Consider the following 24,334-nt stretch of genomic DNA (forward strand, 5'->3'; position numbering starts at 1 on the left):
GAAAGACATGGAACTGTCGGAGCTGGTTGCAAGAATTGAATCCAAAGAGGAGTTGGCGGATTTTGTGGGCCAGCTGCTAAAGGATCTGGAGGAAAATAGAACCGAGTGGGAAAATCCAACGCTTGAGCGATTTCTTCTTGCAATGGAAAGTTGGATCAGATCTATGGATGGTTTTTACAAAAATACTAACCAAGAAGTTCCGGTAACTCCGAATTGGAGAACGTTGGGCGATATTCTCTATGCTGCGAAGATATACGAATGACGAAATAACGTAGCCTGATTGGGGGTCGGCGTCTCTCCGATATCAACCGATTATGCGAACTCGGCGGCGAGCCGAGTTCGCACTTTGTGGTGTTGAACGGCATTGTGTCGACGGCGGAACTTGGGCCATCCTCTTCACAGCAACCTATGATCACCGAAACCGTCATCATTTAACGTTTCGAAGTTCGCGTGGACCTGAACAATGTCGGCATCAACCACGCAAGATCGTCAACCCACCAGCACGAATTGCCGCTACGAAGCCCGTAAGGTCCGACAGGCTAAAGGAATTTTTTCATAATCGGCACCGCAGTGGAAACTTTGTTTAGGCATGTATGCTCTTTGATCCAGTTCGTACAAGAGAGGTGATGATTGAGGGAACTCTTCCCCGAGTTATGCGCACCGTTTGCCCGGACGGACAACCGATCGGAAATATTGCTGCGCATAACATGTCCGATGTGGTTCGGGCATGGCTGGTGGGGTTGGCTGAGGAGGCTACCCCAGTAATCTCTCGCTCGCTTAGTTGGATTGAAAAGGCAATCGCATCGGATGAGGACTTCGGGGTGAACAGAGATCTTCATCGAGTTACGTTGCATTGGGCGAAAGCGATCGCCGAGTGGATGGATACCGGCTGGAACAGTGCCGAGTGGGAGAACGCGAGAATCCTCGAAGAGGCCGCCTGGCGCAATGAAGCCCGCCCGTGGCCAATGAACGAGATCGTTCGAGAGTGCCTCGATGACTACATGGCGTTCGCCTATCAAACAGGCGACGATGCTACGCCGGACGGTATGGAGGGCTTCGAAAACGGTATCCAGATGTACGAACATTGGGTCAACGACAAGCCGCCCAGTCTTGCGAAGACGCTCAAGCCACGCGAGTACGCCTATGCCCTGTGTCTATATGGCTGCCGTCCAGAGATCGCTCACGCCAACGCTTACACGCCCGATGCTTTGTTCGAAGCGGGCCGACGTATGTTGAAGGCGAACCTCGAATCGCAATGGTTCGGTGCGGGGCAGTTCATACGCGGTGCGACATGGCTCAAGATCGTCTACGGGAATCGCGACCCATCGCTGACACCGTTGCAAACCGTCCTGAAGGCATACGATGACATGCCGAACGTAAAACGACCGCATTTTGTCACGGGCTAGTGAAGAACTCGGAACGAGGCGATAGCGACGAATAGCTCGTCCATCGCGCCTCGCCACGACGCTCGAATCATCATGTCCATCGGGTGCTATGGAGAATCAACATGAGCGATGCGCATTCGGCAACATTTGTCGAACGCATTATCGACAGCCGCGACATCGATTACATGACAAGCTACAGAAATTCGTAAATGCCGCCATAGCCTTCGCTGGTGAAGCGTCTCAATACGGGTTTTCGCTGCCTGTTGCGATGAGGGCTCTGAGCGGCCGCGCTGCGGCGTCGGTTGCATCGCAGAGTCCGCAGGAGACGGTGAACTGGGCAAAGGCGGCGGGATCGGCTGCTGCGTCGTCAGTGAAGGATGGAACTTGGAAGCAGTATCGCGGCTCTGGTCAAGACCATGGAAATATTGCACGCCCAAATGTCAAGGAAACTGGGATAAACAATGCTCCAGATGGGAGCCAGTTCATAGGAAAGCCCAAGGTGCGTGAGCCCCGATCAGATGAATTTCCAGGAGGAAGGTAATGTATAACGACAAGTCATTCGATTTCGCCTCATTTGTTGCTGCCAATCCGCCGGGTAGTGTTTCTGGGCTTGACTACGTGCATACTGTCTATAAGGCTCATGGGCTGGTGTACGACTTCGTCTTTCATTTTGCAAAATTATTCTTCCCGGATTCTAGGGTTTTTGGCGGTGGGGTATTTGTTTCTGAATTGTTCAGCGATGAAGAGTACGGGGATTTGTTGAGCAAAGGGAAGGCCATTCATGAGATTCAGTTCTGGATAAATCTGCTTGAAATAACCGGGATGTTCGATGACATTGATACCGACCAGGCTGCCGAACTCGCAAAATTGATCGTCGATGGCTGGAATGTGAAATTGCAGAGGGAGTTCGGTGATGTGTCGGTGCCGGCACGGGTTATGTGTGATGATGAAACTGGGGAGGTTTTTGTGACGATCGGATATCAAAAATAGACGGCGGGAAAGTGGTGATTTTCTGAGGGGCGATTGGGTTGCAATTTCCAAGCGGGAAATTGACTTTGCAGGTCTCCATGCTTAGGGGATTTGGCTGCAATCTGCTGTCCGCCTCTGCTTGCGCGGACAGCCGCTGCGGCATAAAGATCGGGGTAACCTAAGACGGTATTCCGAGTGACTGTCTGGAAAACCGGTTTTTACCAAATTTAGTTTGGCTCGCTACTTCGAGAGTTCTGCGGCTTCTCTTTATCTGAAGGAAAGCAATGTGTGGGTACTGTACTTCAGGGCGAGCCGATTACATTGACGAAGTATCCTTCTTGGAGCGGGTCGCACTACTTGGTGCGGTCTGCGAGTCGGCGAAGGAGTAACTTCTCCAGTTGCCGAGGAGAACGGTAACGAACGAGCTGTAGAGTTGCCCGAAGCAATGAGCAAATTTTCACGGCGGTTGCTGGTGTAAATAAGGCAACTGGAAACTTGGTGATTGTGCCTGTAAAAGTAAAGTGAAGGAGAGATTTGTGACGAAAATTCCAACTACCGAGGAAGCGGCTAATCGGTTGAATCATGTCTTGGAGAGGCGTGCGTTCGATGTTTCGAGTGGTGTGCTGGATAATTGTATTGCTAATATAGAAGGTGATTTGGGTGATCCGTCCGGATGTCTGCGTACGTTAATGAGTTATGCGGAGGCATCGGCAATTTCGGTATGGTATGAGACTGGCGATGTTGCAGCCTTTAAGCAATGGTTCTATGTCCGTGCAAAGCTGGAGTATATTCTCTCGCAGCCGAAATATAATGAGCCTATTGGCGCATTGGCATGTGAGTGCAGGGCGATTAATGGGATTTATTATTTGATTTCGGGTCATGAGGGATTGGTTGATTGGTATGCTGGAATTGATTCTGAATTCGACATCAAAAGAATAAATAATCATAATTTATTTGATTTTTGGACGGGGCAGTTTTTTGTTGCATTACGTGGGGATTGGGGTGTTTTGAGGGGGGCGCAGTGAACGGGTAATTTCAAATCCGCCAAAGGGCAGTAGGGAGAGGAAATTTTTAGTGGATCATAAATTTTATTTGGCACTCGCGGAAGGGGATATTAATGGGATGAAGGATGCAATTGATGAATTGGTTTCGCCGAAATCAATTTGCGAGCGTGCATCTCTGGATGGGGGTTTCTTTTTCAACTTAATTTGTGCTCCGGCGGTTATTTATAGCAAGCTTGTTTGGCGGAGTGGTTATGAGGTGGATGTTGATAGTGCATACGTGCCGATGGAATGGATTTCGGAAATTGGACCGAAGGCGTATTTCGATGAATTTGAGTTTATGTCGAGCTATATGATTTGAGTGGGTTTTGTTTTTGGTGGTGAGCTATCTAATTTTCAAGATGGATTTGAAACCCGGATAGTCTTTCGGCATTGTTGGCGCCGTTGGCCGCGGAGAATCAACACAAGTGATGCATATTCCACAACATTTGACAAACGCATTATCGACAGCCGCGACGTCGATTACAGCAGAGGGTGAACTCCCGGCCGCCACCCGAAAAGACCTTCTTCAGTTAATCGAAGCTCTATCGGTGACCGAACACGCCGATGCGGGGTACTTGCGCCGCGCGCGATTGGCTGTGATCTGTGCGAGAGAGGTGCTAGGCCGGCTGAGTCCGTATCCGAGCGTGTTGACGGCGGCCGAAGCGATCCTGGCGAGCGGCATCGACGCGTTATCGGGAAAATGCGATTTTCCCACCCTCGAAATAGCCAACGGCGAGTACCACACGAAGGTTATCGATCTTTTCCAACATGGCGAACCGGCCTTTGTCTCCGTTTATGCGGGCATGGCCGTTTTCTCGGCGATGAATACGATTTTGTACGACACGAACTTCGATGTAGTCGGCGAAAGCGAACAGAGCGTACCTCCGGACGATTGGGATGCCGGCTATTACGGAGCGCTCGCGGTATCGGGCAGTGCGATCTGGGAAGCCAAGGGAGGCGCCGAACGCCGTCGATCATACTGGCTCTGGTACTTGCAAAACGCTGCTCCCGTAGCCTGGGATGTTCTTGTGCCGCTGCGTCGCGACTGAAGTGTTTTCCCGATCGACAGATTGAATTCAAACGTGGGTTTGACTTCATCGCTCGAGCCAACGGCCGAGCAAGGGGCCTTACGGAGCCCCGGAACAAATCCCCTAGAAAATTCCCTCGATAAACCCCCCTAAAGAAATCCTCGCCGCCGCCGTTACCCTTCCTCGGTAGCTCAAAAAAAGTATTACCAGAGCTGTAGGACCAAACCACACGACCAGATAACCGAGGGGGCGCCCGGCCGGCGAGGCCGCGCGCATGACCAGAAGATGGGATGCACCGATTCGATGGGGCGCGCAGGCACCGGGGGCTCGCGCGCGCTGTGCCTTTGCCTTGCCGCGGCATGCCTGCTGCTGCATGCGGTTCTCACCGTTGCGTGCGCGTTCCCGCACGACCACACCTCCACGCTCGTATCCGTCGTGCCGAATATCCGGCAACCGACGAATCCCGCATTGCTCTTCCCCTACACATCACACCACGCACTCAACGTCACTCGAGGAGGCCCACACACCACACCCGAAAAGTAACCCGATTCGAATCTGAACCACTAAAAAAAACGCATCAAAAAAATCGAGGATTGAATTGAACAAGCATTCCCTTTGTCTGCTGACCGCAGCCGCGATCTCGGTATTCGTCGTCGCTGGTTGCGGCGGCGGCGACGGCTCGTCGAACGCAAGCAGCGGCACGCCCGCCAACACCGGCGGCGCCAACAACGCAGCCAGCGCACCGTCCGTCGCGTCCACGCCGCTCGCGGCTCCCCCGGCAAGCGCCCCCGTCGCATCGTCGCAGCCGGTGACGGTTGGCGAGGCGCTGCCTAGCCTGACGACCCCGCAAGACGGTTCGACGGCCGCAACGGCAACCGGCCCGGTCGGGATCTGGTCGGCATCCGGCAACCTCGGCTACTCGACCATCGCCCTGGTCGACCCGCACAACAACCTGAGCACGCTCAATCTGCTCGGATCGTTCGTGATGTCCGACGATTTCACGAATCTGACCGTCAACGGTTCGACGTGGTCGCTTGCCCCGGGTATCAACTTCGCAGGAACGAGCGGCATCGTCACGAAGATCGATTCGGGCTCGGGCGCATACAGCCCGAAGCAGACGTTGTCCGGCACGATCACCCGCAACGGTACGGCGTCGAATTTCACGTGGACCTACAACGCCGCGAACGCACTTGCCGTCACGCAGGACAGCGTGGTGGGCACGTGGGCGACGACCAACGCATCGTTCGCGATTGCATCGGGCGGTACGCTGACCGGCACGCTGAGCGGTTGCAACCTGAGCGGCACGTTGCTGCTTTCCACGCCCGGCTCGAGCCAGAACATGTACGACATGACGGTGACGGCCTCCGCATCGACGGGCTGCAAGCTGCCGGCCGGCGTTCCGCTGTCGGGCAATGCCGCGATCATGTTCGTGCCGATCACGGGAACCAACGGCTTCAAGCGCTCGATCCTCTACGTGCTGCGCGCGGCTGATTACAGCTTCATCGCGTACGGTCAGGTGATCAAACAGTAAACGCACGGTCGCACCGCACACGGCGCGTCGACGCGCCGCGTGCGGCGGCCCGATGAACACGTTCCGTCAACAACGAAAGCCACCCATCCAATGAAGAACTCTTCCAAAGCCACCCTGGTCGGTTGCGGCCTGCTCGTGACGCTGCTGTCCGCCTGCACCACGGTGCCGAACACGGACATGACGCCCGAGGCGCGTCAGAAGCTGCATTCGATCGCGATGCTCGACGTCATCGAGCCGAAGCGTGTCGCGGTCGTCAATTTCGGCGGCGCGGCGGCCGGGTTCGGGTTGATCGGCGCGCTCGCGCAAGGCGCCGTCAACGCAAGCCATACGAGCACGTACACGGACCACGTGGCCGCCGGCAAGATCCTCTTCGCACCGGACATCGCGGACGGCGTGGCGGGCCGCCTCACCGGCAACGGCTATCAGGTCGTGAAGCTGGACGGGCAGAAGGTGAAGCTTGCCGATGACGGCAAGTCGGACGACTACTCGGCGATCCAGACCGACGCGGATGCGATCATGAACGTGTGGTTCACGTCGTTCGGCTATATCTCGCCGCCTCAGCAGCTCGACTACATCCCGTGGGTCGTCATCCGCGCGCGCATTCTCGACGCGAAGACGAAGCAGGACCTCTATTACAAGACGTTCGCGTGCGGCTACGACGTCAAGGCGAACAGCGTCCACATCGACAGCGATTTCGCGTACACGTACGGCAGCTTCAGCGATCTCGAGAAGAATTTCGACAAGTCGGTGGAAGGGATCAAGTCGTGCGAGAAGTCGGTCGCGGACATGATCGGTCAGGATCTGGCGCGCACGCCGGCGTCGGCGCCGGCCAATGCCACCGCTTCCACGACGATGACGAGGCCCGCAGCCACTGCGACGGCCACGGTGTCGAAAAAACTTTGACGCGCCTGCAGGATCGTCGCGATACGCGTTCCGAATCCGGCAGTGCTTGAAGAAAAAGCGGGAAGGGAAGTACTGCACGCAGCCGGGCGGTTGTCACGCCGCCCGGCCGCTGGCGAAAGCGACTGGCTTACTTGTCGCTGTCGCCCTTGATCTGCGGCAGCGCCGACGCTTCACCCGGCGTCAGCAGCCCGACTTGCGAATACACGCGCAGTTTGTCGCGCGTATCGGTGATGTCGAGGTTGCGCATCGTCAGTTGGCCGATCCGGTCGCGCGGCGAGAACGTCGACGCCACCTTCTCCATCGACAGGCGTTCCGGCTGATACGTGAGGTTCGGCGACTTCGTGCTCAGGATCGAGTAGTCGTTGCCGCGGCGCAGTTCGATCTTCACTTCGCCGGTGATCGCGCGTGCGACCCAGCGTTGCGCGGTTTCGCGCAGCATGATCGCCTGCGGGTCGAACCAACGGCCCTGGTACAGCAGGCGGCCGAGGCGGCGGCCGTTCTCGCGGTACTGCTCGATCGTGTCTTCGTTGTGGATGCCGGTGACGAGACGCTCGTACGCGATGTACAGCAGCGCGAGGCCCGGGGCTTCGTAGATGCCGCGGCTCTTCGCCTCGATGATGCGGTTCTCGATCTGGTCGCTCATGCCGAGGCCGTGGCGGCCGCCGATGCGGTTCGCTTCCAGCAGCAGCTCGACCTGATCCTTGAACTCGACGCCGTTCAGCGCGACCGGCTGGCCGGCTTCGAAGCGCACCGTCACTTCCTCGGCGGCGATCTTCACGTCGTCGCGCCAGAACGCGACGCCCATGATCGGGTTCACGATCTTGATGCCGCTTTCGAGGCTTTCCAGATCCTTCGCTTCGTGCGTCGCGCCGAGCAGGTTCGAGTCGGTCGAATAGGCCTTCTCGGCCGACATCTTGTACGCGAAGCCGGCCTGGTTCATGAATTCGGACATTTCGGCGCGGCCGCCGAGCTCGTCGATGAACGTCTGGTCGAGCCACGGCTTGTAGATCTTCAGATCCGGGTTCACGAGCAGGCCGTAGCGGTAGAAGCGCTCGATGTCGTTGCCCTTGTACGTGCTGCCGTCGCCCCAGATGTTGACGCCGTCTTCCTTCATCGCGGCGACGAGCATCGTGCCCGTCACGGCGCGGCCGATCGGCGTCGTGTTGAAGTACGTGACGCCGGCCGTCGTGATGTGGAACGCGCCGCTTTGCAGCGCCGCGATGCCTTCGGCGACGAGCTGCGCGCGGCAGTCGATCAGGCGGGCGCCGGCTGCGCCGTATTCGATCGCGCGTTTCGGGATCGCGTCGTAATCGTCTTCGTCGGGCTGGCCGAGGTTCGCCGTGTATGCGTACGGGACGGCGCCCTTCAGTTTCATCCAGTGCAGCGCGGCGCTGGTGTCCAGGCCGCCGGAGAAGGCGATACCGACCTTCTGGCCGGTCGGGAGGCTTTCGAGAATCGTGCTCATAGGAATTACCGTGGATTGAAGCCGGTGGGATCGTATTTCGCGGAATATGCGAGTATCGGCTGTCCGGGAAGTTGGAGCAAGGGTTGATTTTGGTGCGGAACCGGCGTCGAGCCTGTCGCGGCGGGCCTGACGGGCGGTTAACCGGGTGGAGAACGCCGTGCTGGATGGCGTTGCATCGCCGCCGAAACACGCACGCCCGCGCCGGGGCGGCAGCGGGATTTCCGGGGCCGGATCGGGCGAGAGCCCCCGATCATCGCCGCCGGCGTGTCGTCGCGTCACACAGAAAGGCAAATGAAAGAAAGACGTGTGAACCCCGGATTCCCGGAACGTCAGATATTCCACGACCGCGCGGTATCGAGCAGCCGCTCGCGCAGCTGGTCCACTTCGCCGGCGAGCTTGGCGGTGATCGACACGTAGCCGGACAACTGCGGCGGCGGCGCGTCGTGCAGCGGCTCGACCGGCCGGCGGCGCGGGGCGAGCCGGCTCGGCGTGCCGAACTTGAGCGCGCGGCTCGCGCCGACCAGCGTGTCGCGGATGCGCCGGTTCAACGGCTTCATCTCGACGCGCATGTATTCGCGGGCCGCCGCGTCGTCGCGGGCCGGCAGCGCGCTCGACAGGATCTCCAGATAACCGATGCACAGGCGCAGGCTGCGCTGGATCGCCTCGAGCTGCGTCATCGACGTCTCGCATTCCTTCGACACCGACGGCATCAGCGAGCGCAACTGCACGAGCAGCGCGCTCAGCGCGGCCATTTCCTTCAGGTGCGCGTCGTCGCCGACCGGGCGGTCGCCCGCGAGCCGCGCATGCACGGCCGCGCACGCGCGCAGCGCGTCGGCGAGCTTGTAGCGCCACGAGTAGGTCGCATAGAGCGGCAGCGCGAACGAGAACGCCAGCGCGATCGCGATGCCGACCAGCACGTTCACCGCGCGCCACAGGCCGTCGACGATCTCGTTGTCGCCGTGCCCGGCGACGATCACCATCGTGATCGCCGACAGCAGCGCGATGTAGCCGGCCTTGCCGATCGCGTGATACGCGCAGACGCCGCACCCGACGGCCATCAGCAGGTAGATGACGAACGGCGCATGCAAAGCGGAATAGAGAAGGATCAGCGCGAGGCCCGCGAGCGCGCCGATCGACGTGCCGAGCGCGCGTTCGGCCGCCTTCTTGCGGATGTTGCCGTGGTGCTGCAGCCCGCCGACGACGATCAGCACGGTGATCGTCGACCATTCGCCGTGCGGTACGTTCAGCCCCGTGGACAGCGCGATCGACACCAGAATCGCGAGCGCGACGCGCGCCGCATGGATCAGCTTCGCGTGGCGGTAGCGGCGGTACGGATCGAGCAGCGGGCGAAGCGCGTGGCGCACGAGCGGCGGCAATCGGGTCGGGAGCGGGGCGGTCATGACGGAGCAGGAGTGGCCGGAACGCGCACGGCGGGCCGCGCGGGCCGGCGCCGCGCCGCATGCGCAGCAGACGTAACGCTAGCCGAACGCGCGCGGGCTGTCCACGGCGCGGCCGCGGGGCCGGGCGGCAGGCGGCCGCGTCACGTCACGCGGCAGCCAGCATCACGGCGCATCACGTCGCGTCAAGCATCGGCCGCGCTCGACTGCGCGTCCAGCACGCGGTTGCGGCCGCCGGACTTCGCGCGGTACAGCGCTTCGTCGGCGCGCCGCAGCAGCGTCGCGGCGTTCATCCGGCCGTCGGCGGCGGTGGCCGTGCCGATGCTGGCCGTGACGCGCCCGTACGGGCTCTTCACGTGTTCGATCTCGAGCCCCGCGATCGTACGCCGGATGCTTTCGGCGACGGTCGCCGCGCCTTGCGCGTCGGTGTCGGGGAGCGTGACGACGAATTCCTCGCCGCCGTAGCGCGCGACGTGATCGCTGTCGCGGCGCAGGCAGCGCGACAGCGATTGCGCGACCTGGCGCAGCACGTCGTCGCCGGCCGGGTGGCCGTAGTAGTCGTTGAACGCCTTGAAGTGATCGACGTCGACGAACAGCACGGACAACGGGCGCCCGCTGCGCGACGCGCGCTGGGCCTCCTTCGCGAGCACCGCATCGAACGTGCCGCGGTTGTCGAGGCCCGTCAGCGAATCGGTGTGCGCGAGCCGGTACAGCTTGGATTCGGCGACCTGCCGGCGCTTCAGCTCGCGCGACAGCGCGAGCGAGCCCCACGCGATGAACGCCGTGAACAGGCTCATCAGCACGACGGTCCAGACCGCGCGGTGGCGCCATGACGCGTAGATGTCGATTTCGGCGGGCGCGACGTCGACGATCAGCGGCAGCCCGGCGAGATGCTTGTAAACATAGACGCGCCGCACGCCGTCGATGGCGCCGACGCCGGTCAGCTCGCCGGCGCGTCCGCGCTGCGCGTCGACGAACAGCGGCGAGTCGTGCAGGTCGAGGCCGACCACCCGCGTGTCGTACGGCAGGCGCGACACGAGCGTGCCGTTGTCCTCGACGATCGCCGCGCTGCCGTGCCGGCCGACCGCGATGCCGTCGAGCAGCGCGCGGAAGTAGTCGATGCTGAGCGTGCCGACGACGATCCCGCCGAACGTGCCGTCGGGCCGGTTGATCCGGCGGCTCAGCGCGATCGTCAGCGCGCCGCCGCGCAGCCGCGACGCGTACGGCCGGCTGATGTAGAGGCCGGGGGCAAGCCGGTCGCGGTGCACGGCGAAATAGTCGCGGTCGGCGAAATTGCCTTGCCGCGCCGGCGACGCGCTGGAGTCGATCGCGATATTGCCGTGCGCATCCATCACGAAAATCGAGCCGAGATAGGCGCCGGTCGCCGCGCGGTCGAACAGCAGCCGGTGGCGCTGGCGCGGCGGCAATGTCATCAGTTCCGGATCGGCCACGCCGTCGACGACGTTTTGCAGCGACAAATCGTAGAGTTCGATATTGCGCGCGATGTCGCGTTCGATCAGCAGCATCAGGTTGCGCGCATTTTCGACCGCATGGTCATACGCGTCGCGTCGCGCCTCGATTAATAGCGACGTGGAAAGTCCCCAACTGAACATCAGCAGGACGATGCCCGCCACGAGTACGCCGCGGGGCGACAGAATGCGTGCCACGATCGACGCGGTTTGGCGGCGCAGCGTGGCGGGCAGCGGGAATGACTTCATCCTCGGGGGCTGGGGCGGCGGCGGTTCGCATCGTTGGCGGTTCCGCGCGCGGATTATTTCGAATTAAACGTCATTATCCCGCGAATTCCCGAATTTCGCGCGTACATGCAAAACATGCATGTAGACAGCGTGACGCGCGACGGTTACGCATCATTACCGCATCGCGTACGGGCAACTTGATTTGAATCAATTAACAGTGTCGGTCTTTTTGTCTGATTAATCGCATAATCATCAGTCGATTTTGCCTATTGCAGCGGTATTTGGCGGATCGGGACAGGATTACCTGCCGACCGCGACAAATGAAAATCGAATGACCCGGTCGCAATCGTGGTTTTTGCAACGTATGAGGAAATCGCGGCGGCCGACGCGGCCAACCCGTTGATTCCGCGAGATCTCCGGCGCGGCGGCGGGCGCTGACCTCGGCTGTCCCCCTGTCGAATCAGGTAGAATCCGCGCTTCGCCGCAGGCGCCCGCCGCGCAACGCGTATCGGGGCCGCATCGAATGCATCGCAGGACGCGCGCCGCGCTCCGATTCCGCATGCGCCGGCTACGGATGCCGGCTCGCTCAACGTTCGTCTCGTTTATGTCCGCAATTCCGAATTCCGACCCACCCGGTTCGCCCGCGAACCCACCCAAGCTTCATCGCGCGCTGAAGGCGCGCCACCTGACGATGATCGCCATCGGCGGCTCGATCGGCACGGGCCTGTTCGTCGCGTCCGGCGCGTCGATCTCGCAGGCCGGCCCCGGCGGCGCGATGGTCGCGTACATGCTGATCGGCCTGATGGTCTACTTCCTGATGACGAGCCTCGGCGAGATGGCCGCGTTCATGCCGGTGTCGGGCTCGTTCGCGACCTACGGCGCGAAATACGTCGACGAAGGCTTCGGCTTCGCGCTCGGCTGGAACTACTGGTACAACTGGGCGGTGACGATCGCGGTGGAGCTCGTCGCCGCGCAGCTCGTGATGCACTACTGGTTTCCGGACGTGCCGGGCGTGTGGTGGAGCGCGGCGTTCCTCGCCGTGATGTTCCTGCTCAACGCGCTCACCGTGCGCGGTTTCGGCGAGGCCGAATACTGGTTCGCGCTGATCAAGGTCGTCACCGTGGTCGCGTTCATCGGCGTCGGCCTGTTGATGATCTTCGGCATTCTGAAGGGCGCACCGGCCAACGGCTGGGGCAACCTGACGATCGGCGACGCACCGTTCGCGGGCGGCCTGCCGGCGCTGATGGGCGTCGCGATGATCGCGGGCTTCTCGTTCCAGGGCACCGAGCTGATCGGCGTCGCGGCCGGCGAATCGGAGCACCCGCGCACGACGATTCCGCGTGCGGTGCGCCAGGTGTTCTGGCGCATCCTGCTGTTCTACGTGTTCGCGATCTTCGTGATCGGCGTGCTGATTCCGTATACCGACCCGAACCTGCTGAAGACGGACGTGACCGACATCGGCGTGAGCCCGTTCACGCTCGTGTTCCGCCACGCGGGCCTGGCCTTCGCGGCCGGCGTGATGAACGCGGTGATCCTCACGGCCGTGCTGTCGGCCGGCAATTCGGGCATGTATGCATCCACGCGGATGCTGTACAACCTCGCCACCGAAGGCCGCGCGCCGAAGGTATTCGCGAAGCTGTCGCCGGGCGGCGTGCCGCGCAACGCGCTGTACGCGACCACCGCCGTCGGCGCGCTGTGCTTCTTCACGTCGCTGTACGGCGACAAGACCGTGTACCTGTGGCTGCTGAACACGTCGGGGATGACGGGCTTCATCGCGTGGCTCGGCATCGCCATCAGCCACTACCGGTTCCGCAAGGGTTACGTGAAGCAGGGTTACGCACTCGATCAACTGCCGTACCAGTCGAAGTGGTTCCCGTTCGGCCCGCTGTTCGCGTTCGTGCTGTGCCTCGTGATCGCGCTCGGCCAGGACTATCAGGCGTTCCTCGCGAACCGGATCGACTGGGCCGGCGTGGCCGCCACCTATGTCGGCATTCCGCTGTTCATCGTCGTGTGGCTCGGCTTCCGGTTCCTGAAGAAGAGCCGGTTCGTGCGCTACGAGGACATGGAGATCGCGCCGTGGGTCGCCGCCAATCGCGGCGCGCAGCGGGCGCCGGTGGCGAACCGCGAAACCGCGGGCTGACGCCGGCACGACAGGCGGCCGCGCGACGGGACGAAACGGGAAGCCGCGCGCTTCCCGTTTTTTTTGCCCGGCTTTTGCCTGCACGGGGTCAAAGCCGGTTATATTGCCCGACCCTACCGGGCCACGGCCCGGCCGGCGCGACAGGCGCGGCGCGGATCGGCATCCGGCGCGCGCCGCGTGCGGCGGCCGGCGAGTGGCCCGGCGTTTTCATCGTTCCATCCGGGCCGGCACGGCCCGCGGAGCGCGCAACTTAGAGGAATCCATGAGCGCATCACCCGCCGAGCGGAAGGCCGGACCCGTTTCCATCGTGCGAATCGAAGCCGCGATCAACGCGTGGCGCGAAGTCTACCCGCCGGCGCCGAACGGCGAAGACGGCTACGCGCTCGACGCGGGCAGCAACTGCCTCGCCGAGCTGTACGGCAAGATGATCTGCTACCAGTTGCCGGACGTGCCGCTCGACTCGTTGAGCCACGAGCAGCGCGACGCGCTGTACGCGACCGAGGTGTGATGCGCGGTCGCGCCGCCGCGGCCGCCGCGGCGATGAAACGACGGGAAGCTTGCGGGCTTCCCGTTTTGCTTGGGGCAGCCCCCGGACGTCGCCGCGGGCACGACGCTGCTTGCGCCAGGATCGGCGCCGGCTGAGGTATCGTGACGGGATCGGGAAGCAGGCGATCGAGGACGCCGGTACGGATGGCCGGCGACGGTGACCGGTGCGGGCGCTGTCCGTGCGGTGCCGAAGGAGCGTCCGGCGCCTGTCCCGGGAGGATTCGAACATGGAGTTGAGACACCTCCGCTACTTCGTCGCGGTGGCCGAAGAGCGGAATTTCACACGGGCGGCGGAACGGCTGCATATCGCGCAGCCGCCGCTGAGCCGGCAAATTCAGCAGCTCGAGGAAGCGCTCGGCGTGCCGCTGTTCGAGCGCAACGCGCGGCCGCTGAAGCTGACCGACGCGGGGCGCTTCTTCTATTCGCACGCGGTGCAGTTGCTCGCGCAGACGACCGAGCTCGAATCGATGACGAAGCGGGTCGGCAAGATCGAGCGCAGCATGTCGGTCGGTTTCGTCGGCTCGACGCTGTACGGGATGCTGCCGAAGATCATCCGGCGCTTTCGCAGCGAATATCCGGCCGTCGAGCTGAGCCTGCACGAGATGTCGACGATGGATCAGATCAAGGCGCTGAAGGAAGGGCGTATCGACGTCGGGTTCGGCCGCATCCGCCACGAGGACCCGAGCGTGCGGCGCGTCGTGCTGCGCGAGGAGCGGATGATCGTCGCGCTGCCGGTCGGTCACGTGCTCGACAGCGCGAAGCCCGTGCTGTCGCTGCACGATCTCGTGAACGACACGCTGATCATCTTTCCGAAGGCGCCGCGTCCGAGCTACGCGGACCAGGTGCTCGCGGCCTTCCACGATCGCGCGCTGCAACCGCGCCGGATCTACGAGACGCGCGAATTGCAGATCGCGCTCGGCCTCGTCGCGATGGGCGAGGGCGTGTCGGTCGTGCCGCATAGCGTGTACGGGCTGAAGCGCGACGACATCAGCTACAAGCCGCTCGACGATCCGAACCTCGTATCGCCGATCATCATGAGCATGCGCATGCTCGACGAATCGGAGGACATCCGCGCGATGCAGGCGCTGATCTACCGGCTGTACGACGAAGCGCAGATGGAGTATCTGCCGCCGCAGCCCGAATGAGTGCGTAGGCAAAAGAGGCTTGGGCTTGCTTGACGCCGCGCGCGCCGGCAGGCCACCATGTGCCGATTCGATGCGGCCGCCGACCGGCGGCCGCTTTCATGCGGACGACCGACACATGACCGATATCGTGACCGAGGAGATGACCGTCGAGACGCCGCAAGGGCGTCTCTTTGCGAAACGCTGGCGTGCGGAGCCGGCGCACCACGCGGCCGCGCCTGAGCCGGCCGCGCCTAAGCCGGCCGCGCCGATCGTGCTGCTGCACGATTCGCTCGGCTGCGTCGACCTGTGGCGCGACTTTCCCGCGCAGCTTGCACGCGCCACGCAACGCGACGTGATCGCATACGACCGCCTCGGTTTCGGCCGTTCGGATCGTCATCCGGGCCAGCTCGGCACGACATTCGTGCGCGACGAGGCCGATCATGCGTTCGTCGCGGTACTGGAACAGCTCGGCGTCGATGCGTTCGTCGCGTTCGGGCACAGCGTCGGCGGCGGGATGGCGGTCGGCTGTGCGGCCGCGCATCCGGCGCGTTGCCGCGCCCTCGTGACGGTCGCCGCGCAGGCGTTCGTCGAGGATCGCACGCTGGCCGGCATTCGCGACGCGGGGCGGCAGTTCGACGAGCCGGGGCAGCTCGACCGGCTCGCGCGCTATCACGGCGACAAGGCCGAATGGGTGCTGCGCGCGTGGGTCGACACGTGGCTGTCGCCGGCGTTCCGCGACTGGAATCTCGACCGCGACCTGCCGCACGTGGAGTGCGCGACGCTCGCGATTCACGGCGAGGACGACGAATACGGGTCCGACGTGCATCCGAAGCGGATCGCCGCGCGCGTCGCGGGGCCGTCGTCGTTTCTGTTGCTCGCCCGCTGCGGGCACATGCCGCACCGCGAGCGAACGGACGACGTGCTGGCCGCCGTCGCGACGTTGCTGCGCGACGCGAGCGCCTGAGCGCGCTCGCCATCGTCGGCGGGCGTTCGCCCGCCGGCCGTCAGAACGAAAGCTGGATCGCGAGATCGATCGCGAGCAACGCGATCGACAGGCCGATGCCGAGAACCACGTTCGGCAACCGGTGTTCGAAATCGCGATGATCCTTGCGCATCGCGGCGCCGAGCAGGAAGATCGCCTCGACGACGATCTGCAGCCCGACGAACAGCAGCATCAGCAGATACTCGTAGCCCATCTGCTTGAACGCGACGAATTGCATCCCGTGATCGCGGATCCACTGGCCGACGCGCAGCAGTTCGTAGACGAACAGCAACGCGGGGAACAGGTAACTGATGAAGTAGGTCGGCGCGGTGGCGTGCCGTAGTTCGAGGTGGAAGTGCTGATGCGTGGTAGCCATCACAACCCTCCTTGCAACGCATGATTGCGGTCGCGACGGCGGCGCGATTGCGTGCGAACCAGGGGATTGCCCGAGGCACAGTGCGCAGCCGTACGTCATCAGCATACTGCTGCGCGCGGAATTTGGCATGCAATGCGTGTGTTCGTTGTAACAGTGTGTATGCGCCGCGCGACGCGTTGGCCGCGTCCCGCTGCCGGTCGTGCTGCGTCACCGTTTCGCTTCCGCGCCTTCGATGAACAACTTCGCGACCGCCTGAAACTCCCGTTTCAGCGACAGTCCCGGCACGGTCAGCCAGCGCAGCATCGCCGCGAGATACAGGTGATGGAACCAGGTTGCGAGCTGGTCGGCCCGCAGCGTGCGGTTCAGTTCGCCGGCCTGCTGACCGGCTGCGATCAGTTGCCGCCACACCGGCGCGATATCGCCGCCGTTCTCTCCCGCACGCTCCGGTTCGGCCGCGCCGATGCCGAGGAAGCGATGCCGCAGGTACGCGAGCAGGTACGCCGGATGTTGCTCGCACCAGGCGGCCGACGCGTCGAGCACGCAGCCGATGCGCGACGCAAAGGTCTTGCGCCGCGCGACGTCGTGCTGCAGATGCGCGAGATCGCGCGCGAGTTCGCCTTCGAGCCAGTGCGCGAGCACGGCTTCCTTCGTCGGAAAGTGGTTGTACAGCGTGCGCTTCGCGACATCGGCCTCGGCGGCGATCTGCTCCATCGTGACGGCTTCGTAGCCGTGCGCGTCGAACAGGCGCGCGGCGGTGGCGGCAAGATGCGCGAGCATCTGAATGCGTTTGCGCGCGCGGCGGCCCGGATCGTCGGTCGGAATCGTCATGGCAGGGGTTGACTGAAAGTGTACGGATTGCATTAGTATACGACGTGCACGTTTTTTTGAATCCAACCTTTTCGGCTTTTCCGCCGTGTACGAGGCGCCCCGCATGAAACTCGTCATCGCCACCTACGGCACCGAAGGCGACACGCGTCCGCTCGCGGCGCTCGGCCGCGCGCTGATGGACGCCGGCCACGACGTCCGCCTGCTGGCCGATGCCGCGACGCTCGGGTCGGCCGACGCACTCGGCGTGCCGTCGGCGCCGCTGTCCGGCGACATCCGTCGCGCGATTGCGCCGGAAGGCGTGTTGGCCGATGCGGTGCGCGGGCGCGGCGGCTTCCACGATACGTCGAAGGCGCTTGCCGCGATCGCGAATGCGAACACGGCCGCGTGGATGCGCGAAGTCGCGGACGCGTCGGCCGGGCGCGACGCGCTTCTCGTGTCGGGGCTTGCATCGTTCGTCGGGTTGTCGGTCGCCGAATATCGCGGCATACCTGCGATCGGCACGGGCATGATCCCGATCACGCCGACCGCCGAATTCGCGTCTCCGTTCCTGCCGCCGGGGAAGTTGCCGCGCGGGCTGAATCGCGCGAGCCATCGGCTCGTGAACGCGTTGCTGTGGCAGGCGTTCAGGAAGTCGACGAATGCCGCGCGCGCCGGCGTATGCGGATTGCCGCCGCGCAAGCGCGTGTGGACCGATCATCCGATGCTGTATGGCGTGTCGCCGGCGCTGTTGTCCGGCCCGGCCGACTGGCCGGCCAACGTGCACGCATGCGGCCAGTGGCGAATCGATGCGCATGCATGGGCGCCGCCGCCCGACTTGTCGGCGTTTCTCGACGCGGGCGAGCCGCCCGTGTACATCGGGTTCGGCAGCATGGCCGGCTTCGATCGTGCGGCGCTGGCCGCCGCGCTGACGCATGCACTGGCCGGCCGGCGCGCGCTGTTTTATCCGGGCTGGAGCGGCATCGATGCGTCGCTGCTGCCCGCGCACATCCGCGTGATCGACGACACGCCGCACGACTGGCTGTTCCCGCGCGTCGCGATGGCGGTGCATCACGGCGGGTCGGGCACCACGCATTCGGCGGCGCGGGCCGGCATTCCGTCGGTGGTCGTGCCGTTCGCGGGCGATCAGTTCTTCTGGGCGAACCGGCTGCAGCGGCTCGGTGTCGCCGATGCGCCGATCGCCGGCAGGCGCATGGACGCTGCCGCGCTGGCGCGGGCGATCGCGTTTGCCGAGCGCGGCGACACGAAGGCGCGTGCGACGGAACTCGGTGCGCGCCTCGCGCGGGAGGATGGCTTGAAGCTGGCCGTCAGCGCGATCGGACGATGGGCGCAACCACGCGCGAGGTGAGCGCGCGCATCGGCATCAGAAATGCCCGGTGAACCGGTAACGGCTGCCAGGGTGCCACAGATTGGCGACCGACGCGACCATCCCTTGCGACCACGTGCGCCGGTGCAGCAGCAGGCACGGCTCGCGATCGTCCATCGTCAGGTGGTGGCGCGTTTCGGCGTCGGGCATCGCGGCCTCGATCCGGTATTCGACACGCTGCAGCGGCGCGACGCGCGTCAGGTACTGGTTCGGCGTCGTCGTCGTGAAGTCCTGCAACGCGTATTCGGGTGCGCAGGCCGGATTGACCCAGCGTTCCTCGAGTTGTACGGGCGTGTCGTTCTCGAAATGCAGCACGCGCGAATGGAAGATCGGGCTGCCGGCGTCGAGCCGCAGTTCGTCGGCGAGCTTCGCGTCGGCGACGGCCGCGCCGACCTGCAGCACCTGCGCGCGATAGCCGTGGCCGCGCGCGGCGACTTCGTCGGAGATGCTGCGGATCGCGACGAGCGTGGATTCGTATTTCGGCGACGCCACGTAAGTGCCCGAGCCGCGCGTGCGCGTGAGCACCTGTTCGGCGGTCAGTTCGCGCAGCGCGCGGTTGACGGTCATCCGCGCGACGTTGAATTCGCGCGCGAGCTCGTTCTCCGACGGCACCTGGTCGCCTTCCGCCCATTCGCCGGCATGAATGCGCGCGAGGATGAAGTCCTTGATTTCCTGATAGATCGGTGTGGTCATGGGATCACGATTCAGAGTCGGCGGCGGGCCGCCGCCGAATGCCGATCCGGCGCGCGCCCGGCGCCGAGTGTACCGGTTTCGCGGGCGCGCCGGCCCGGATTCCCCGAATGATCCCTGTTCGGCCGGCGCGCGTCCATGCGGGATTGCACAGAGCGGCGGGCCCGCGGCGGCTCGCGCGCGATCAGAACCGATGCCGGATGCCGACCGTTGCGACCACTTGCGTGCGCGTCGACGAAGCCGCGAGCCCCGTGACGTTCGCGAACCCGAGCGTCGCGCCCGACGGCACGCCGAACGCGTGCTGGTACACGGTTTCCGCGTACACGTCGGTGCGCTTGCTCAGCGCGTAGTCGGCCATCAGCGTCGCCTGGTGCCACTTCGGCCGGTGGCTGCCGGTTGCGTCGTCGTAGCGGCCGTCGGTGAACGTATAGGCGAGCGCGAACGAGACCGCCGGCGTCAGCGCGTAGCGCGCGTTGACCTCGTAGTTGTCGAAGCGCAGCGCGTTCAGCGCGCCGGGCAGCGACGACGCGGCCGTCTCGTCGAACATCGAGTGCGTCCACAACGCGCCGATCGTCAGCCGGGCGAACGCATAGCTGCCGCCGGCGCCCATCACGCGCTGCCGGACGGCCGGGAAGTTCGGCGCGTCGTTCGTCGACAGTGCGCCGCCGGCCGTCAGGCCGCCGCGATTGAGCTGCAGGTACGCGGCGCCGAGGCTGACCGGCCCGTTCGCGTACGACACGCCCGCGCTGTATGCGCGGTTGCTCGCGAAGCCGCCGGCCGCGTTGCTGAACCCGTACAGGCCGCCGAACTGCCAGCCGGCGAGCGTCGGGCTCGTGTATTTCACCGCGTTGTCGATGTAGAACGAATCGTCGATGTTGTCGTTGTCGAACGGATGCGACGCGAGGTTGTTGCCGTCGCCGTTGTTCGCCATCGCGAGCGGGCCGAGATAGTCGACCACGGCGTCGTATTGACGGCCGAGCGTCAGCGCGCCGTACCGGTCGCTCTGCAGCCCGACGTACGCGCGGCGGCCGAACGTCGTATTTCGATAGGACTGCGTGCCGTTGTTCAGATTGAAGCCGCTTTCGAGGCGGAACAGCGCGTGCAGGCCGCCGCCGAGATCCTCGTTGCCGCTCAGCCCGAAGACCGTATTCGACAGCAGCCCGCTGCCTTGCTGCCACGTACTTTTGCCAGACTGGTTGTTCGTATAGGCGATACCGGCATCCAGCATCCCGTAGAGCGTGACGCTGCTTTGCGCGTGCGCGGCGGCGCTGAAGAGTGCAAGCGAGAGAGTTCCGACAACTGCTTTTTTCATTGCATGTATTTCCTGGAAAGGCCCGTTGCGACGGGAACGGCGATCCGTCACGCGTGCCCGCGCGGGCACACGTGTGCGAATCGATGAAAGCGGGAGCGCGTGACACGTGTCACGCGCGGCGGCGAATGCCGGCTAGTGCTGCAACAGGCGGATCGTGCCGAACTCGGCGGCCGGCAGCACGCGCAGGATCGACAGGATCGCGGGCGACGCCTGCGAGCGCGCGACTTCGAGCTCGATGCACGCGCGCCCGGTGCGGCTGTCGAGCGAGGCCGCGTAGCAGTTGAGCGCGGCGCCGACGGCCTGATGCAACTGGCGCCGCACGAGCGCAAGGTCGTCCGATTCGACGCGGATCGACAGCAGCACGAGCGGGTCCGCGGCACAACGACGCCGCGAACGGGCGAGCGGCAGACCGCGTGAAGCAGCGCATTCGGTTCTGGTCGATTTCATGTGTTCATCCCCGGGTCGCATCGTGCTCCGCACTGCAGAGATCGCATATCGGACATGGCGCCCATTCTAGGAAGCGCGGTGACGATGCGGTGTATAGACTCGCGCCCACCCCGAAAAGAACCCGTAAAAACGCGATACCGCCTGGTTCCGCCCCGACGAGTTCGGTCTTCTCGTAAAGGCATTCGCTTGCGCGGCGTGCGCGGGTACACGGCGAACTTGCGCCGCACATGCCAACCGCGGCCGATTCGGCCCGGGCATCCACCAGCGGAATCGCCATTCGCCCGCCCGCTGGTCGGGCCGGGAACGGTCGGCTCGGCGAACGGGAAACCTGACGATGGCTGGATAAGTATAGACAAGTGAGGGCGCGTCTCTAGTCTGGGTCGATCGTTGGGAGAAGTCCCGTGTTTGACTTGATGTGATGCGCAATTGGTTGAAAAACAAGGGGAAAATTTCATCGATGCAAGAATCCGCCGACGACTAGAGATAAACCCGGATTGCCGGGCATTCCTCGAAAAAGGCAAAGTTGTATGTACAACTTTGAGCGTCGCCCGAAGGGGCGATCGCCGGGTTGGCAGGGTTCGCGGCGGGGGCGCGGTGCCGGCGGCGCCGGCGCGGGCTGCCCGACAGGGCCCGCCCAGTTCGCCTCTGACAGGAACGCCATGAAGAAACTCGCGCTCAGTATTGCCCCCGCTTGCATCGCGGTCGGTGCCCATGCCAACGATGGGTCGACGATCCGCTTCGGTACTTCGCATTCGACGTCTACGGCGGTTGATCGGCCCGCGCGCCGCGCGCTGCGCCCGGGCTGATGAGCAGGTGCATCAGTCAGCGCGCAAAACTCGTTTGATGCGCGGTTAATGGCTATTGACGATCCAGCCACATCGTTCCGGATTCTTCATATGATCTTTCAAGGATTTGGCCCGCTGCTGTGGGCCGGCACGGTCGAGACCGTGAAGCTCGCGGTGCTGTCGCTCGCCGCGTCGCTCGTGCTGGGCCTCATCGGTGCGAGCGCGAAACTGTCGACCCACCGCATGCTCAAGTCGATCGGCACCTTCTATACGACGCTGATCCGCGCGGTGCCCGATCTCGTCCTGATGCTGCTGCTGTTCTACGGGATGCAGATCCTGCTGAACAACGTCACCGACGCGCTCGGCTGGCGCCAGATCGACATCGATCCGTTCGTCGCCGGCGTCATCACGCTCGGCTTCATCTACGGCGCGTACTTCACCGAAACGTTCCGCGGCGCGTTCCTCGCGGTGCCGCGCGGCCAGCTCGAAGCCGGCTTCGCGTACGGCATGAGCGGCTGGCGCGTGTTTCGCCGCATCCTGTTTCCGCAGATGATGCGCTTCGCGTTGCCGGGCATCGGCAACAACTGGCAGGTGCTCGTGAAGGCCACCGCGCTCGTGTCGATCATCGGCCTTGCCGATGTCGTGAAGGCGTCGCAGGACGCCGGCAAGAGCACGCTCGATTTCTTTTTCTTCACGCTGGCCGCGGGCGCGATCTACCTCGCGATCACGACGGTGTCCAACGTCGTGTTGCATCACCTCGAGAAGCGTTATTCCGTCGGCGTCCGGAGGCTTGCACTGTGATCGAACTCGTCAGCCAGTACTGGCAAAACTTTCTCTATACCGACGGCTACCGCTTCAGCGGCCTCGCGATCACGCTGTGGCTGCTGGTCGTCTCGATCGCGCTCGGTTTCGCACTTGCCGTGCCGCTCGCGATTGCGCGCGCGTCGTCGAACCGCTGGATCTCGGGCCCCGTGTGGCTCTACACGTACGTGTTCCGCGGCACGCCGCTCTACGTGCAACTGCTCATGTGCTACACGGGCATCTACAGCCTGCAGGTCGTGCACGACCACGTGCTCCTCGACACATTCTTTCGCAACGCGATGAACTGCACGCTGCTCGCGTTCGTGCTGAACGAATGCGCGTATGCGACCGAGATCTTCGCGGGCGCGATCAAGGCGACGTCGGCCGGCGAGATCGAGGCCGGGATGGCCTACGGGATGTCGCGCTTCAAGCTCTATACGCGCATCATCCTGCCGTCCGCGCTGCGCCGCTCGCTGCCGAGCTACAGCAACGAAGTGATCCTGATGCTGCACGCGACGACGCTCGCGTTCACCGCGACCGTGCCCGACATCCTGAAGGTCACGCGCGACGTCAATTCGGCGACGTACATGTCGTTCCAGGCCTACGGCATCGCTGCCGTGCTGTACGCCGTCGTCGTGTTCGCGCTCATCTGGGCGTTCCGCAAGCTCGAGACGCGCTGGCTCGCGTACCTCGCGCCGCGCAGCCATTAACGCATTCGCATGATCCGCAACGAAGGACTCCGCATGTACAAGCTTACCGTTGACAACCTGCACAAGAAATTCGGCGACAACGAGGTGTTGAAGGGCGTGTCGATGAAGGCGAAGGCCGGCGACGTGATCAGCATCATCGGCTCGAGCGGCTCCGGCAAGAGCACGTTCCTGCGCTGCATCAACTTCCTCGAACAGCCGTGCTCGGGGCAGATCACGATCGGCAGCGAGCCGATCCAGACCACGCGCGAGCGCAACGGCTCGCTGCGCGTGGCCGACCAGAAGCAACTGCAGCGGATGCGCACGAAGCTGTCGATGGTGTTCCAGCACTTCAACCTATGGGCGCACATGACGGTGCTCGAGAACGTGATCGAGGCGCCGATGGCCGTGCTCGGGGTCGGCAAGGACGAGGCGACCGCGCGGGCGCGCACGTATCTGGAGAAGGTCGGGCTCGCGCCGCGCGTCGAGGGCATGTATCCATCGCACCTGTCGGGCGGCCAGCAGCAGCGCGTCGCGATTGCGCGCGCCCTCGCGATGGAGCCGGAAGTGATGCTGTTCGACGAGCCGACATCCGCGCTCGATCCGGAGCTGGTGGGCGAGGTGCTGAAGGTGATGCAGAAGCTCGCCGAGGAAGGCCGCACGATGGTCGTCGTCACGCACGAGATGGGCTTCGCGCGCAACGTGTCGAACCACGTGATCTTCCTGCATCAGGGGAAGATCGAGGAAGAGGGCGATCCGCAGCAGATTCTCGTGAATCCGAAGAGCGAGCGGCTTAGGCAGTTTCTGTCGGGACGGTTGAAGTAAGCCCGCGCGCG

25 protein-coding genes are annotated in these 24,334 nt (G+C 63.5%); 17 read left to right on the forward strand and 8 right to left on the reverse strand.

Features of this window, described 5'->3' with window-relative positions:
• The first annotated feature begins 7 nt into the window (after positions 1–7).
• The 8 genes from KPB06_RS24690 to KPB06_RS24725 all read left to right on the forward strand — a co-directional run bounded on the left by KPB06_RS24690 (position 8) and on the right by KPB06_RS24725 (position 6,859).
• Positions 8–262 (forward strand): DUF7660 family protein, encoded by a 255-nt coding sequence (locus tag KPB06_RS24690; RefSeq protein ID WP_081066629.1) that lies wholly within the window; start codon positions 8–10, stop codon positions 260–262.
• A 364-nt stretch (positions 263–626) separates the two neighbouring features.
• Complete coding sequence (locus KPB06_RS24695; RefSeq protein ID WP_226094221.1) at positions 627–1,406, forward strand: hypothetical protein; 780 nt, start codon at positions 627–629, stop codon at positions 1,404–1,406.
• A gap of 519 nt (positions 1,407–1,925) precedes the next feature.
• Positions 1,926–2,375, forward strand: a complete 450-nt coding sequence (locus tag KPB06_RS24700) for a hypothetical protein (RefSeq protein WP_059575244.1) — start codon at positions 1,926–1,928, stop codon at positions 2,373–2,375.
• A 515-nt stretch (positions 2,376–2,890) separates the two neighbouring features.
• The gene (locus tag KPB06_RS24705; RefSeq protein WP_143328746.1) at positions 2,891–3,379 is read left to right on the forward strand and encodes a hypothetical protein; all 489 of its coding nucleotides are present in this window, start codon (positions 2,891–2,893) and stop codon (positions 3,377–3,379) included.
• A gap of 49 nt (positions 3,380–3,428) precedes the next feature.
• On the forward strand, positions 3,429–3,716 hold the full coding sequence (locus KPB06_RS24710; protein ID WP_179231764.1) for an Imm49 family immunity protein: 288 nt from the start codon (positions 3,429–3,431) through the stop codon (positions 3,714–3,716).
• A gap of 109 nt (positions 3,717–3,825) precedes the next feature.
• Positions 3,826–4,446: an Imm5 family immunity protein gene (locus KPB06_RS24715; RefSeq protein ID WP_104012969.1), complete on the forward strand. Its 621-nt coding sequence runs from the start codon at positions 3,826–3,828 to the stop codon at positions 4,444–4,446.
• Between the two features lie 577 nt (positions 4,447–5,023).
• A complete protein-coding gene (locus KPB06_RS24720) occupies positions 5,024–5,956 on the forward strand; it encodes a hypothetical protein (protein WP_081066527.1) in 933 nt (310 codons plus the stop codon).
• Between the two features lie 90 nt (positions 5,957–6,046).
• Positions 6,047–6,859: a hypothetical protein gene (locus tag KPB06_RS24725; RefSeq protein WP_059575248.1), complete on the forward strand. Its 813-nt coding sequence runs from the start codon at positions 6,047–6,049 to the stop codon at positions 6,857–6,859.
• Between the two features lie 127 nt (positions 6,860–6,986).
• Here the strand turns inward: KPB06_RS24725 and argG are convergent, their stop codons facing one another.
• From argG to KPB06_RS24740, 3 genes are all read right to left on the reverse strand, one after another.
• Positions 6,987–8,324 (reverse strand): argininosuccinate synthase, encoded by a 1,338-nt coding sequence (gene argG / locus KPB06_RS24730; RefSeq protein WP_050018060.1) that lies wholly within the window; start codon positions 8,322–8,324, stop codon positions 6,987–6,989.
• Between the two features lie 329 nt (positions 8,325–8,653).
• Complete coding sequence (locus KPB06_RS24735) at positions 8,654–9,724, reverse strand: FUSC family protein (RefSeq protein WP_059575250.1); 1,071 nt, start codon at positions 9,722–9,724, stop codon at positions 8,654–8,656.
• 182 nt (positions 9,725–9,906) lie between these two features.
• Positions 9,907–11,439, reverse strand: a complete 1,533-nt coding sequence (locus KPB06_RS24740; protein WP_099317163.1) for a GGDEF domain-containing protein — start codon at positions 11,437–11,439, stop codon at positions 9,907–9,909.
• A 583-nt stretch (positions 11,440–12,022) separates the two neighbouring features.
• Here KPB06_RS24740 and KPB06_RS24745 point away from each other — a divergent pair.
• The 4 genes from KPB06_RS24745 to KPB06_RS24760 all read left to right on the forward strand — a co-directional run bounded on the left by KPB06_RS24745 (position 12,023) and on the right by KPB06_RS24760 (position 16,192).
• Positions 12,023–13,558: an amino acid permease gene (locus tag KPB06_RS24745; RefSeq protein WP_059644706.1), complete on the forward strand. Its 1,536-nt coding sequence runs from the start codon at positions 12,023–12,025 to the stop codon at positions 13,556–13,558.
• 262 nt (positions 13,559–13,820) lie between these two features.
• Complete coding sequence (locus KPB06_RS24750) at positions 13,821–14,066, forward strand: DUF3717 domain-containing protein (RefSeq protein ID WP_059575255.1); 246 nt, start codon at positions 13,821–13,823, stop codon at positions 14,064–14,066.
• Positions 14,067–14,331: 265 nt separating this feature from the next.
• Positions 14,332–15,249, forward strand: a complete 918-nt coding sequence (locus tag KPB06_RS24755; RefSeq protein WP_059237452.1) for a LysR family transcriptional regulator — start codon at positions 14,332–14,334, stop codon at positions 15,247–15,249.
• A 115-nt stretch (positions 15,250–15,364) separates the two neighbouring features.
• Complete coding sequence (locus tag KPB06_RS24760) at positions 15,365–16,192, forward strand: alpha/beta fold hydrolase (protein ID WP_275905969.1); 828 nt, start codon at positions 15,365–15,367, stop codon at positions 16,190–16,192.
• A 40-nt stretch (positions 16,193–16,232) separates the two neighbouring features.
• Here the strand turns inward: KPB06_RS24760 and KPB06_RS24765 are convergent, their stop codons facing one another.
• Complete coding sequence (locus KPB06_RS24765) at positions 16,233–16,586, reverse strand: hypothetical protein (protein WP_060311510.1); 354 nt, start codon at positions 16,584–16,586, stop codon at positions 16,233–16,235.
• Between the two features lie 207 nt (positions 16,587–16,793).
• The gene (locus tag KPB06_RS24770) at positions 16,794–17,414 is read right to left on the reverse strand and encodes a TetR/AcrR family transcriptional regulator (RefSeq protein WP_060967847.1); all 621 of its coding nucleotides are present in this window, start codon (positions 17,412–17,414) and stop codon (positions 16,794–16,796) included.
• Between the two features lie 103 nt (positions 17,415–17,517).
• Between KPB06_RS24770 and KPB06_RS24775 the strand changes: the two genes are divergently transcribed.
• Entirely contained in the window at positions 17,518–18,759 is a 1,242-nt protein-coding gene (locus tag KPB06_RS24775) for a glycosyltransferase (protein WP_059575264.1), read from the forward strand.
• Positions 18,760–18,774: 15 nt separating this feature from the next.
• On the opposite strand, the gene hutC is transcribed toward KPB06_RS24775, so the two are convergent.
• The 3 genes from hutC to KPB06_RS24790 form a co-directional block, all read right to left on the reverse strand.
• Positions 18,775–19,470 carry a histidine utilization repressor gene (hutC, locus tag KPB06_RS24780; RefSeq protein WP_059575266.1) on the reverse strand — a complete coding sequence of 232 codons (696 nt, stop codon included), beginning with the start codon at positions 19,468–19,470 and terminating at the stop codon, positions 18,775–18,777.
• A 181-nt stretch (positions 19,471–19,651) separates the two neighbouring features.
• A complete protein-coding gene (locus KPB06_RS24785; RefSeq protein ID WP_059575268.1) occupies positions 19,652–20,779 on the reverse strand; it encodes a porin in 1,128 nt (375 codons plus the stop codon).
• 132 nt (positions 20,780–20,911) lie between these two features.
• On the reverse strand, positions 20,912–21,226 hold the full coding sequence (locus KPB06_RS24790) for a hypothetical protein (RefSeq protein WP_081066526.1): 315 nt from the start codon (positions 21,224–21,226) through the stop codon (positions 20,912–20,914).
• Between the two features lie 659 nt (positions 21,227–21,885).
• Between KPB06_RS24790 and KPB06_RS24795 the strand changes: the two genes are divergently transcribed.
• The 4 genes from KPB06_RS24795 to KPB06_RS24810 all read left to right on the forward strand — a co-directional run bounded on the left by KPB06_RS24795 (position 21,886) and on the right by KPB06_RS24810 (position 24,323).
• Positions 21,886–22,032 carry a hypothetical protein gene (locus KPB06_RS24795; protein ID WP_226094222.1) on the forward strand — a complete coding sequence of 49 codons (147 nt, stop codon included), beginning with the start codon at positions 21,886–21,888 and terminating at the stop codon, positions 22,030–22,032.
• Positions 22,033–22,122: 90 nt separating this feature from the next.
• Complete coding sequence (locus tag KPB06_RS24800) at positions 22,123–22,812, forward strand: ABC transporter permease (RefSeq protein WP_059575273.1); 690 nt, start codon at positions 22,123–22,125, stop codon at positions 22,810–22,812.
• The gene (locus KPB06_RS24805) at positions 22,809–23,522 is read left to right on the forward strand and encodes an ABC transporter permease (RefSeq protein ID WP_059575275.1); all 714 of its coding nucleotides are present in this window, start codon (positions 22,809–22,811) and stop codon (positions 23,520–23,522) included. The genes KPB06_RS24800 and KPB06_RS24805 overlap by 4 nt, the downstream gene beginning before the upstream one ends.
• 33 nt (positions 23,523–23,555) lie before the next feature.
• Positions 23,556–24,323: an ABC transporter ATP-binding protein gene (locus KPB06_RS24810; protein ID WP_059575345.1), complete on the forward strand. Its 768-nt coding sequence runs from the start codon at positions 23,556–23,558 to the stop codon at positions 24,321–24,323.
• Positions 24,324–24,334: the final 11 nt, after the last annotated feature.

It is taken from the genome of Burkholderia semiarida (assembly GCF_029268935.1).
Classification (GTDB): Bacteria; Pseudomonadota; Gammaproteobacteria; order Burkholderiales; family Burkholderiaceae; genus Burkholderia; species Burkholderia semiarida.